At 73.6% G+C, this 11,753-nt stretch carries 8 protein-coding genes; 5 read left to right on the top strand and 3 right to left on the bottom strand.

Features of this window, described 5'->3' with window-relative positions; all coding sequences use genetic code 11:
* Positions 1-30 precede the first annotated feature (30 nt).
* Positions 31-1,056 (top strand): ATP-binding cassette domain-containing protein, encoded by a 1,026-nt coding sequence (locus ACFYMP_RS29215; RefSeq protein WP_388863145.1) that lies wholly within the window; start codon positions 31-33, stop codon positions 1,054-1,056.
* A gap of 247 nt (positions 1,057-1,303) precedes the next feature.
* A complete protein-coding gene (locus ACFYMP_RS29210; RefSeq protein ID WP_388863166.1) occupies positions 1,304-1,993 on the top strand; it encodes a DUF1707 domain-containing protein in 690 nt (229 codons plus the stop codon).
* 78 nt (positions 1,994-2,071) lie between these two features.
* On the opposite strand, the gene ACFYMP_RS29205 is transcribed toward ACFYMP_RS29210, so the two are convergent.
* A complete protein-coding gene (locus ACFYMP_RS29205) occupies positions 2,072-3,391 on the bottom strand; it encodes an SGNH/GDSL hydrolase family protein (RefSeq protein WP_388863144.1) in 1,320 nt (439 codons plus the stop codon).
* 260 nt (positions 3,392-3,651) lie between these two features.
* Here ACFYMP_RS29205 and ACFYMP_RS29200 point away from each other — a divergent pair, with 260 nt between their 5' ends.
* Together ACFYMP_RS29200 and ACFYMP_RS29195 are read left to right on the top strand one after the other, a co-directional pair.
* Complete coding sequence (locus ACFYMP_RS29200) at positions 3,652-5,166, top strand: DUF445 domain-containing protein (protein WP_388863143.1); 1,515 nt, start codon at positions 3,652-3,654, stop codon at positions 5,164-5,166.
* Positions 5,167-5,336: 170 nt separating this feature from the next.
* Positions 5,337-7,031 (top strand): MFS transporter, encoded by a 1,695-nt coding sequence (locus tag ACFYMP_RS29195; RefSeq protein ID WP_388863142.1) that lies wholly within the window; start codon positions 5,337-5,339, stop codon positions 7,029-7,031.
* A 125-nt stretch (positions 7,032-7,156) separates the two neighbouring features.
* Here ACFYMP_RS29195 and ACFYMP_RS29190 read toward each other — a convergent pair whose 3' ends face one another.
* Together ACFYMP_RS29190 and ACFYMP_RS29185 are read right to left on the bottom strand one after the other, a co-directional pair.
* Positions 7,157-8,911, bottom strand: coding sequence for a discoidin domain-containing protein (locus tag ACFYMP_RS29190; protein WP_388863141.1), 1,755 nt, complete (start codon positions 8,909-8,911; stop codon positions 7,157-7,159).
* A 219-nt stretch (positions 8,912-9,130) separates the two neighbouring features.
* On the bottom strand, positions 9,131-10,486 hold the full coding sequence (locus tag ACFYMP_RS29185; protein WP_388863140.1) for an MFS transporter: 1,356 nt from the start codon (positions 10,484-10,486) through the stop codon (positions 9,131-9,133).
* A gap of 156 nt (positions 10,487-10,642) precedes the next feature.
* Here ACFYMP_RS29185 and ACFYMP_RS29180 point away from each other — a divergent pair, with 156 nt between their 5' ends.
* Positions 10,643-11,674: a GlxA family transcriptional regulator gene (locus ACFYMP_RS29180; RefSeq protein ID WP_388863165.1), complete on the top strand. Its 1,032-nt coding sequence runs from the start codon at positions 10,643-10,645 to the stop codon at positions 11,672-11,674.
* The last annotated feature ends 79 nt before the right edge of the window (positions 11,675-11,753 follow it).

Raw genomic sequence — 11,753 nt, 5'->3', positions numbered from 1 at the left:
GAGAGTCGAGAGGCGGGAGTGGTGGTGACGGTGGCTGATGCGGAGCGGGGTGGCGGTGGCCCGGCGGCGGGGGACGAGGGGTTCATCGTCCTGGACGGGCTGGAGAAGGTATTCGACGTGCGCCGCAGGACGGGTTTCCTGCGGTACGAGCGGCGCGAGGTGCGGGCCGTGGACGGGATCTCGTTCCGGGTGGCGCGCGGCGAGATGGTCGGCTACATCGGGCCCAACGGGGCGGGCAAGTCCACGACGATCAAGATGCTGACCGGCATCCTCACGCCGAGCGGCGGCCGGCTGCGGGTGGCCGGTCTGGACCCGGCGCGCGAGCGGACCGGGCTGGCGCGCCGGATCGGCGTCGTGTTCGGGCAGCGTACGACGCTGTGGTGGGACCTGCCGCTGATCGACTCGTACCGGCTGATGCGGCGCATGTACCGGGTCCCCGACGCGCGGTACCGGGCGAACCTGGAGCGCTGTGTCGAGCGACTGGATCTCGGCGCGCTGCTGAACGTGCCCGTGCGGCAGTTGTCACTGGGGCAGCGGATGCGCGGGGACATCGCGGCGGCGCTGCTGCACGAGCCCGAGGTGCTGTACCTGGACGAGCCGACGATCGGCCTCGACGTCGTGTCGAAGGCGAAGGTCCGGGAGTTCCTGCGCGAGCTGAACACGGAGACCGGCACGACGGTGCTGCTCACCACGCACGACCTGACCGACATCGAGCAGTTGTGCCGCCGCGTCATGGTCATCGACCACGGCCGGCTCGTGTACGACGGGGGGCTCGCCGGTCTGCGCGAGGCGGGGGAGAGCGAGCGGACCCTCGTCGTCGACCTGGAGCGTGAGCTGCCGCCGATCGAGCTGGCCGGGGCGCGCACCGTGCGGGTCGAGGGGCCGCGCCAGTGGCTGGCCTTCCCGGCGGCGGACTCGGCGGCGCCGCTCGTGGCGCGGATCGCGGCCGACTACCCCCTCGCCGACCTGTCGGTGCGGGAGCCGGACATCGAGGCGGTGATCTCACGGATGTACTCGGAGCGGGTCCCGAGCCCGAGCCCCGAGCCCGAGTCCTAGCCCGGTCCCGGTCCCGGGCCGGGGGCGGCGGGGTGAGCGGGCCGGGCGCGGCGGGACGACCCGGCCGAGGGCGCGGTAACCCTCGTGGCCGGGGGCGCCGCCCTCATAAGCTGGGTCCATGAGCGATGAGCTGCCCGAACCACCCAGACTCTCCAAGGGACTTGAGATATCCGAGGGTTCCGGGAGATCCGGGGGCCCCGGCCGGAAGGACCCCCCGGGCCCGTCGCCCGCCCCCGCCCGAGCCGGGCTGCGGGCCTCCGACGCCGACCGGGACCGGGTCGCCGAACTCCTGCGTGAGGCGGTGGCCGAGGGCCGGCTCGACATGGAGGAGTTCGGTACCCGGCTCGACGCCGCCTACCGGGCACGGACGTACGGGGAGCTGGAGCCGCTGACCCGCGACCTGCCCGCGGCCTTCAGCGCGCCGTCCGCGGGGACGCGGCCCGCCGTCGGTGACGACTGGTCGTGGCGCGTGGGCCGGCAGCCGACCTCGCGCGGGGCCTTCGCGCTGTTCGGCGGCTTCGGGCGCTCGGGCCGCTGGGTGGCGCCGAAGCTGTTCACCGCGTTCGCGATGTGGGGCGGCGGTGAGATCGACCTGCGCGAGGCGGACTTCGAGGGCCGCGAGACGGTCATCTGCTGCTTCACGATCTGGGGCGGCATAGCGGTGATCGTGCCGCCGGAGCTGAACGTCCGGGTCACCGGTACCGGCATCATGGGCGGCTTCGGCGGCGACCGGGTGCAGGAGGGCGAACCCGACGCCCCGCAGGTCACGGTCACCGGCTTCGCCCTGATGGGCGGTGTCGGCGTCAAGCGCAAACTGCGCAAGGCCGAGAAGCGGCGCCTCAAGGAACTGGAGCGAGAACTACGGGAGCGGGACCGGGAGCGGGAGCGGGACCGGGACCCGGAGAGGCGGGAGGGACAGGGAGCAGGCGGGCGGTAGGACCGCGAACGTGCTCGCGACCGCCCGGTCCCGGCCCGCCCCGGTCCCGCCCCGCCCCGGTCCCGCCCCGCGTCACGCTCAGAGCTGCGCGGGTGCCGCGCCCTTCAGGTCGGTGAGGTTCACCGTCAGGGCCATCCGCCGGTAGCCCTCGTCGGTGAGGTGCAGGTGGTCGCCCGAGTCGTAGACCGCGCGCAGCCGCGTCGGGGCGGCCGGGTCGCGCACGGCGCGGTCGAAGTCGGCGTACGCGTCGAAGACCCGGCCCGAGCGGATCTCGGCGTTGACGGCCTGCCGTACGTTCTCGGTGCGCGGGCTCCAGCCCCGGTGCCCCTCGAACGGCATGAGCGTGGCCCCGGACACGTGCAGGCCCTTCGCGTGCGCCCGCGCCACCAGCTCCCGCAGGCCCTGGGTGATGCGCCGGGCGTCCGTCTGCCGCGGCGGGCGGATGACGTCGTTGATGCCGAGGTCGATGAAGACGGCCTTGACGCCGGTGCGGCCCAGGACGTCCCGGTCGAAGCGGTCGAGGGCGCTGGGGTTGTCGGCGGGCCGCCCGGCGCCCGGGAGCAGGACGCGGTTCCCGCTGATGCCCGCGTTGACGACGCTGTAGCGGGGCGCGCCCTGCTCGGTGCGCAGCCGCTGGAGGAGGTAGTCCGTCCAGCGGTGGTTGGCGCCGGTCGTGGAGGTGATGCCGTCGGTGAGCGAGTCGCCGAGCGCCACGAGGGTGCCCTGCGCCTGGTCGCTGAGTACGTCCACGGCCGTCAGGTACCGCCAGTACGGCGTCTGCTCGGTGTAGGCGCCGCCGTCCGGGTCGGTCGTGCGGTCGCCGTTCGCGAGGTAGCTGATCTGCCGCGCGTGGGCGTGGAAGGTGACGGGGCCGGACGGGGTCGGCGAGTACGTCGTGACGAGGAGGTCGGCGCCGCGCGGTACGGCCATCCGGACCGCGTCGCTGACGGTCTGCCCGCCCGCGGGGACGACGACGCCCGCGCTGCCGTTGAAGGTCAGGCGGTGCATGGAGCCGGTGGCCGCCGTCGGATTGCTGGGGGCCGCGGCCAGGGCGATCGTCGCGCTGGACACGGACAGCGGCTGCTGCCCGTACAGGTTGGAGAGGGTGACGCGGGCCGCCTCGCCGCCGAGGCCGGTGCGCACCACGTTGCGGATCGAGCGGCCGGCGAGACCGGTCACCTCGGTGCCGGGCTCGGCGCCGCCGGGTGCGGCGGACCAGGCGCTGATCCAGGTGCCCGCGGAGGCGGGGGCGGCGGAGCCGTGTGGGTGCGGGGCGGCGCTCAGCGTGTCCTGGGTGCTGCCCCCGGGACCGCCCGCGAGCGCGTGGACCGCTGCGGACACCAGCACCACGAGAGCGGCGACGGTGGCCAGCACGACATAACCGTGACGCTTGGTCATGCGCGTTGTGTTCTCCTCGGACAGGGGGAGCCCGAGGCTCCGGTCGGACAGTCCCATGATGGGACACGGGCGGGTGGCTGCTGTTCGCGTGCCCCCGTTCCGACAGACGCCGTAAACCGAAGATCCGTTCCCGTGCCGGGGCGGAAGGGGACAATGCGTACCGGCACCATGGGGACGAAACATGAGGCCACGGCGGCGGTACGGGCCCGGGAAACGGGGCACGGACGACGCGAGGGGACAGCGAGCGGAGGGCCGGGCTGATGAGCGGTACCGAGGACGGTGAGGCGAATATCACGGGCGCGCACACCCGTGAGGGGCCTGAGCCGGTCACGTCGGGCGGGCCGGGTGGTCTGGCCGGAGAGGGCGCGGCGGCCGGAGCGGGCGCGGCGGCCGGAGCGGGCGCGCTGCGCGGCGGGGGTGCTTCCCGGGGAGGCCCCCCGCGGGGCGGTTCCTCGCGGGGCGGTTCCTCGCGGGGCGGGGCCTCCGGCTCGTCCGGGGGCGGCGGGCGCAGCCCGGTCGACCTGACGCCCGCCGACGAGGAGAAGCGGCGCGGGGTGCGCCGTATGAAGGCTTTCGCGGGCGGGCTGCTGCTGTTCGTCGCGGTGGTCTACGCGCTCGCGACCTGGGCCGAGCACGCGGGGGCCGGCGCGTGGGCCGGGTACGTCGCGGCGGCTGCCGAGGCCGGCATGGTCGGCGCGCTCGCCGACTGGTTCGCGGTGACCGCCCTGTTCCGGCATCCGCTGGGCCTGCCGATCCCGCACACCGCGATCATCCCGCACAAGAAGGACCAGCTCGGCGCGTCCCTCGGCTCCTTCGTCGGGGAGAACTTCCTCTCCGCCGACGTCGTACGGGACCGGCTGCGGGCCGTCGGCATCGGCGGCCGGCTCGGCACGTGGCTCGCCGCACCGGCGCACGCCGACCGGGTCACCGCGGAACTCGCCACCGCCCTGCGCGGGGCGCTCACCGTGCTGCGCGACTCCGACGTGCAGGCCGTCGTCGGGGAGGCGATCACCCGGCGCGCCTCCAGCCAGGAGGTGGCGCCCGGCATGGGCAAGCTGCTGGAGCGGATCGTCACGGACGGCGGGCACCGCAAGCTCGTCGACCTCGTGTGCGTACGCGCCCACGACTGGCTGGTCCTGCACGGCGATCAGGTGATGGACGCCGTGCAGGGCGGGGCGCCCGGGTGGACGCCCCGCTTCGTCGACAAGCGGATCGGTGAGCGGGTCTACAAGGAGCTGCTGCGGTTCGTCACCGAGATGCGGGACATGCCGGGGCATCCCGCGCGCGGCGCCGTCGACCGTTTCCTGACGGACTTCGCGGGCGACCTCCAGTCCGACCCGGAGACCCGGGCGCGGGTGGAGCGCCTCAAGAACGAGGTGCTGGGACGCGGCGAGGTGCAGGACCTCATCGCCTCGGTGTGGGGGGCGGTCCGGCAGATGATCGTGGCCGCCGCCGAGGACGAGCGGAGCGAACTGCGGCTGCGGGTGCGCGCCTCGCTGCTGTCGCTGGGCGCGCGCCTCGCGGGCGACGACCGGCTGCGCGCCAAGGTCGACGGCTGGGTCGAGGGCGCGGCGGTGTACGTCGTGACGACGTACCGGGGGGAGATCACCTCGCTCATCACGGACACCGTGGCCGGCTGGGACGCCGAGCACACCTCGCGGAAGATCGAGGCGAACATCGGCCGTGACCTCCAGTTCATCCGGATCAACGGCACGGTGGTCGGCTCGCTCGCGGGGCTGGTGATCTTCGCCGTGTCGCGGGCGCTGGGGGCCTGAGGGCGGGGGCCGGAGCGGGCGGGGCGCCGGGCCCGGCGCCCCGCCGGGTTCACCACGTGTGGGTGAGTGTCACCGCGTGTGCGGCGGCGGCACCCGGGCACCTGGCGGATATTGGAATCCGTCTGCGGTCCCCGCAGTGTTGCGCCCGCCCGGACGAGGAGGTAGCTGCCGTGACGACCCCCGCCGCATCGGAGGAACCCGGAAGCAGGGACCAGCGACCGGGAGGTCCGGGCAGAGGCGGCGGCGGGAGCGGGCCGGGGGACGGCCGGGGCCCGGGGCGCGCCCGCGAGAACTCTCCCGGCGGTACGGCCGGCGGTCCTGACGCGCGGGACGAGGTGGCCGCGCCCGGCGACTCCGGGACCGGCGTCGTCACCACCGCCGTACCGGCCCGGCTGGACCGGCTGCCGTGGTCGCGCTGGCACTGGATGATCGTCATCGGCCTCGGCACGGTGTGGATTCTCGACGGCCTCGAAGTGACGACGGTCGGCAACATCGCGAGCCGCCTGTCGGAGGACGGTTCGGGGCTGGCCATCACCTCCGCGCAGGTCACCGGCCTGGCCGCCGCCCTGTACGTGGCCGGCGCCTGCGCGGGCGCGCTGTTCTTCGGCTGGCTCACCGACCGCTTCGGCCGCAAGAAGCTGTTCATGGTGACCCTCGCCGTGTACCTGGCGGCGACGGCGATGACCGCTCTCTCCTTCAACGCCTGGTGGTTCTTCGTCTTCCGCTTCCTCACCGGTTTCGGCATCGGCGGGGAGTACGCGGCCATCAACTCCGCGATCGACGAGCTGATCCCCTCGAAGTACCGGGGCCGGGTCGACCTCATCATCAACGGCAGCTACTGGCTGGGCGCGGTCGGCGGGGCGCTCCTGTCGATCGTCATGCTGAACACCGACTACTTCCCGAAGGACCTGGGCTGGCGCCTCACCTTCGCGCTCGGCGTCGTCCTCGGCCTGGTGATCCTGCTCGTACGGCGGCACGTGCCGGAGAGCCCGCGCTGGCAGTTCATCCACGGCCACGGAGAGGAGGCCGACGAGCTCGTCGGCTCCGTCGAGCGGGAGGTGGAGAAGGAGAAGCACGAGAAGCTGCCGGAGCCGGCCGGCGAGATCACGATCCACGAGCGCAAGAGCATCGGCTTCGGCCTCATCGCGAAGACCGTCTTCCACAGCTACCCCAAGCGCGCCGTGCTCGGACTGTCCCTCTTCATCGGGCAGGCCTTCCTCTACAACGCGATCACCTTCGGCTTCGGCGCGATCCTCACCACGTTCTACGACGTCAAGAGCGGTCACACCGGCTACTACTTCGCGGTCATCGCGGCGGGCAACTTCATCGGCCCGCTCGTGCTGGGCAAGCTGTTCGACACGATCGGGCGGCGCGTCATGATCGCCGGTACGTACATCCTGCCGGGCATCCTGCTGTTCGTCACGGCCTGGCTCTTCGACCGGGGCTCGCTCAACGCCAACACCCTCACGGCGTGCTGGTGCGTCGTGCTGTTCTTCGCCTCGGCCGGGGCGAGCAGCGCGTACCTGACGGTGTCCGAGGTCTTCCCGATGGAGACCAGGGCCATGGCCATCGCCTTCTTCTACGCGATCGGCACGGCGGCCGGCGGGATCAGCGGCCCGCTCGTCTTCGCCGACCTCACCGAGTCGGGCGTCCCCGGCGACACGGCCCTGGCCTTCTGCATCGGCGCGGGCCTCATGTGCGCGGCGGGCGTCGTCGCGGCCTTCCTCGCCGTCAACGCCGAGCAGCGCTCCCTGGAGGACATCGCGACACCGCTGTCCCAGGCGGAGAAGGGCAGCGGCGGCGGAACCGGGAAGCGGCCCGGCGGTGGCGGCGGCCCGGCGCCCGTGGGCGGCGCGGCGGGCTGACCCGGCGCGGTGGGCCCGGAGCAGTACGACGGGCCGGGAGCAGTACGACGGACCGGGCCGGCGCGGACACGCCGGCCCGGCCCGTACGAAGGGAGCGGGAAGAGGTCAGGACGGGGCGGGCGGGCTCAGCTCGCGTACACCGACAGGCCGGAGAGCTGGGCGGCCGGCCACCCCGTGTTCCCGGTGAACCGCACCCGTACGTACCGGGCGGTGGCCGCCGAGGCGAGCTGCACGGTCACCGTGTTGCCCTTGGCCGGGTCGAAGACGCGGCCCGCCGAGGCGGACAGCGAGGAGAACGCCGACCCGTCCGCCGAGCCCAGCACCTCCAGCGTCTGGGTCCGGGTGGACCACGCCGGGTCCGGCGGCAGGGCCAGCACGATCCGCTTCACGGGCCGGGCGGAACCCAGATCGACCTGGACCCACTGCGGGAAGGCACCGTTGGCGCTCTCCCAGTACGAACGGTCGTTGCCGTCCACGGCGTTGGCCGCGCCGTACTGCTGCGTCTGACTGCTCGCGCTCGCCGCGCCCCGCAACGCCAGGTCGCCCTTGGGTACTTCGGGGGTGGTGCCGCCGACCACGGGCTGCGTGGGGCGTACGGCGGTGAGCGGGATCTCACCGCGCAGCAGCCGGCCGCCGTCCCCGGTCAGCCGCAGGTAGTAGTCGGAGGAGCAGGGCGTACCGTCCTCGTCGAGCGGTCTGATGCCCGAACCGGCGGGCACCTGCGAGGAGTTCTCGGCGGTCTTCGCGATCTGATTGCCCTCGTTGTACTCGTCGAACATCGAGATGTAGATGCCCTGCACGCCGACGCGCTTCATGTTGTAGAACTGCCGCCACATGAAGTCGCCGTGCGCCCGGTGGCCGGACTGGAGATCGCCCGGCAGGACACAGGGCTGGTAGTCGATGCCGTGCGCGTCGCACTCCGCCTGGTCGGGGGTGTTGACGTTGGCGTAGAAGTTGTCGGCGTCGGCGATCGAGCCGATCCGGCCCACCATCCAGGGCGACAGCATGTCCAGCGCCCGGTACACCTCCATGTAGCCCGGCCGGGAGTCCTCGACGCCGCGCCGCCAGTGCGTCGGCACCCCGCCCATGACGTAACAGCCCTGCGCCTTGAACCAGTTGACGACGTCCAGGCACACCTCGGCCGACCACGCCTTATTGGCCTCGTTGAAGCCGAAGCCCCAGATGCCGACGACGGGCTTCCCGTTCTGCCGCGCGTACGCCGGGGACTCGGTGTACGCCCGCATCTTCGCGGTCCAGTCCGCCTTCATCTCCGGCTGCATGTTCGTCCAGCCGGTCGCGTCGTACATGATGTAGAACTTCACGCCGGCCCGTTCGGCGGCCGAGCGCACCTTCGCCGCCATCGCGTCCCGCGTGGCGCCCTCCCCGCCGTTGGGGTTGAACCGCTGGAGCGCCGCGGTGTCGATCCCGTACTGCCGCATCCACGCGAAGTGCGTGTCCACGGTCTGCTGGTCGTACGAGGAGAACAGCGTGGCCGGCTGGCCGCCGCCGAGCGCCGGGTAGGCCGTGCGGTACGTGTGCGTGTAGTCGCGTACGTCGGGCCAGCTCACGATCGCCGTGTTGCTCGGGGACGGCGACTGGCCCCAGTTCTGCGCCCAGTGCCACCAGCCGTTGATCGGGGCGCCGTCGCCCGAGCACGCGAACCAGCCCTGGTAGCCGACGGTGATCTTGCCGACCACGTCCCCGGGCGGGGAGGCGGCAGGGGCCGCGGACGGGGCGGTGGAGGCGGCTCGCGCGCTTCCGGCGGTCGCGACGCCGGCCGCCGTGGTCCCGGCGGCGGCCAGCGCGCCGGCGAGCACGGTACGTCTGCCGACGGGGTTCGGGGTGCTCGTGCCTGTGTCGGTGCTGGTACCTGATGCCATGGGGGTGGTCCTCGCAATCGGCTCTGGAGGTGGGGGTCTTGCGGGGAGGTGCACAGGGTCGGGGTGGGTGCGGTGGCGCAGGGTCGGGGAGCGTGCGGTGGCGTGGAAGTGGGTGCGTGAGGTGCCTGCGGTCGCCAAGGGGCGGTGCGGGACAACCTAGGGACGGCGAGCCGCGCCGACAAGACGCGCGACCGCAATTTCTTGACGCCTGAGCACAATTCACGGCGTGCGTGACGCAAAATCATTGCTTTCGGCCGAGTCGTCGACGGCGGCCGCGCCTTCCCGGCCTCCCCGGCCCGTGCGGCCTCTGTGGCCCGTGCGGCTCCTGTGGTCCGTGTGGACGGCGAGGGACAGCAGCGCCGCCCCCGCGCACAGGCCGCCGGCCGCGACCCACACCGGGTCGTAGCTGCCGAACACTTCGCGCGCCACGCCCCCGGCCCAGGCGAGCAGCGCGGCGCCGAGCTGGTGCGCGCCGTTGACCCACCCGAAGACGACCGGGCCCGCGGCGCCGAAACGGCTGCGGCACAGTGCGATCACCGGCGGTACGGTCGCGACGTCCAGGGCCCCGAAGACGGCCGCGAACGCCAGGAGTTGAGGGTCGGCGCCGGGGCCGAGCAGCAGCGGGAGCAGGCACAGGACGAGGCCGCGCGCGGCGAGGACACCGCCGAGCAGGAGGCGCGCGTCGAACCGGTCGGTGAGCCGTCCCGCGCCCAGCGTCCCCACGACATTGCAGAACCCGACCAGGGCGAGCAGCGAGGAGGCGGTGGTGGCGGGCATCCCGTGGTCGTGCGCGGCCGGGGTGAAGTGCGTCCACATGACCCCGTTCGTCGAGGCGCCGCACACCGCGAACACCCCCGCGAGCAGCCAGAACACCCGAGTCCTCGCCGCACGCAGCAGCACGGGAAGGGCGCCCGGTGCGCGCGAGCCGCGCGAGCCGGCCGCCCGGTGCGGAGGCTCCCGCAGGAGCAGCAGGACGAGGACGGCGACGGACAGCGCGGCACCCCCGAGAACGCGCAACGCGCTCTCCCAGCCGGGCCCCGACACGAGGCGGGACAGTACGGGCAGCAGACCGAACTGCCCCAGCACGGAGGCCGCCGTGAGCACCCCGGCGACCAGCCCCCGCCGCCGCCCGGACCAGCGCCCCGACAGCGTCGCCGCGAAGGCCATCGACAGGCCGCCACACCCGAGACCGACGAACACCCCCCAGAACAGCACGAGTTGCCACAGGCGCGTCAGCACGGTCCCGGTGAGCAGCGCCCCGCCCCCGGCGAGCACCAGCGCCCCCGCCGCCACGGCCCGCATCCCCAGCCGCTCCATCAGCGCGGCGGCGAACGGCGCGGTGACCCCGTACAGCGTCATGGTCACGGCCAGCACGGCGCCCACGGCCCCCGTGGACCAGCCGTACCGCTCCCGCCAGGGCCCGGTGAGCAGCCCGCCGAGCGGCAGGAACGCCCCGGCGCACCACACCGCGAGGAACCCGGCGCACACGGCGGCCCGAGCTCCGGGACGAGGGAGACGGAGGCCGGACGGGACGCCGGACGGAAGGACGGAGGAGGTGCGGGGGAAAACCTTCATAGGGACGACGGTGGCGCGCCCCCGCCGACCGCCCCAGTGGCCAGAAGGCCATCATGTGCAAAGATCTGGCCACGAGGACGGTACGGTCTGGCTACAAGGACGGTCGGGTCACGAGGGCGGTCCGGCCACGAGGACGTTCCGGTGGGAGGTACGGCGATGGTTCCGGAGCGGCAGGGCGGGCCGGACCGGGTGGCGGTCCTGGTGCGCCACGGGGTCATGCCGCTCGAACTGGGCCTCGTCCACCAGCTGTTCGGCGCGGCACGCGGACCGGCGGGGGAGCGGTTGTACGAGGTGGTGACCTGCGCCCCCGAGCCCGGCCTGATCCGCACGGACGCCGACTTCCCGGTGTACGCCGCCCACGGCCCCGAGGCGCTGGCCACGGCGCGCACCCTCGTGGTCCCCGCCTCGCACGAGAGCGACGAGGCACTGGAGGAGGGCGCGTCGCGGGACGAGCCGTGGGCGGGCCACCTGCTGGAGGCGGCACGTCCCGGCTCGGGGCGCCGGGTCGCCTCGATCTGCACCGGAGCCTTCGTCCTGGCCGCCCTCGGCCTGCTGGACGGCCGCACCGCGACGACGCACTGGAAGTCGGCCGCCCGCCTGGCACGCGCGTTCCCCCGCGTACGGGTGGACCCCGAAGTCCTGTACGTCGACGAGTCCGGCGCGGGAGAAGGCGTCCTGACCTCGGCGGGCGAGGCGGCCGGCATCGACCTGTGCCTGCACCTGATCCGCGCCGACCACGGCACCTCGGTCGCGGCACAGGTGGCCCGTACGACCGTGGTCCCGCCGCACCGGGAAGGCGGACAGGCCCAGTACATCCCGGCCCCCGTCCCCGACCGCCGCGACACCGGAACGGCGCCGACGCGGGCCTGGGCCCTCACCCGCCTCGCCGAGCCCCTGACCCTGCGGGAACTCGCGGAGAACGCCTCGATGAGCGTGCGCACCTTCAGCCGCCGCTTCGCCGCGGAGACGGGCACCACCCCGATGCGCTGGCTCCTGGACCGCCGCGTCGACCACGCGCGGCGCCTGCTGGAGGCCACCGACGACACGGTCGACACGGTCGCCGCCCGCTCCGGCTTCGGCACGACCGCGGCGCTGCGCGCCCACTTCCAGGACCGCGTCGGCGTCCCCCCGAGCACCTACCGCTCCACCTTCCGGGGCCCCGGAAGGACCCGCGAGCCGGGGGATTAACCTCGGACGAAGCAGACACCCACCCCGCATCTGGACGGCGACCCCGGACGGCCCGCCCAGGGCAGAACACGACGGAGGC

It is taken from the genome of Streptomyces sp. NPDC007088 (genome assembly GCF_042869355.1).
Lineage (GTDB): Bacteria > Actinomycetota > Actinomycetes > Streptomycetales > Streptomycetaceae > Streptomyces.
This window is presented reverse-complemented; position numbering and strand designations above follow the sequence as displayed.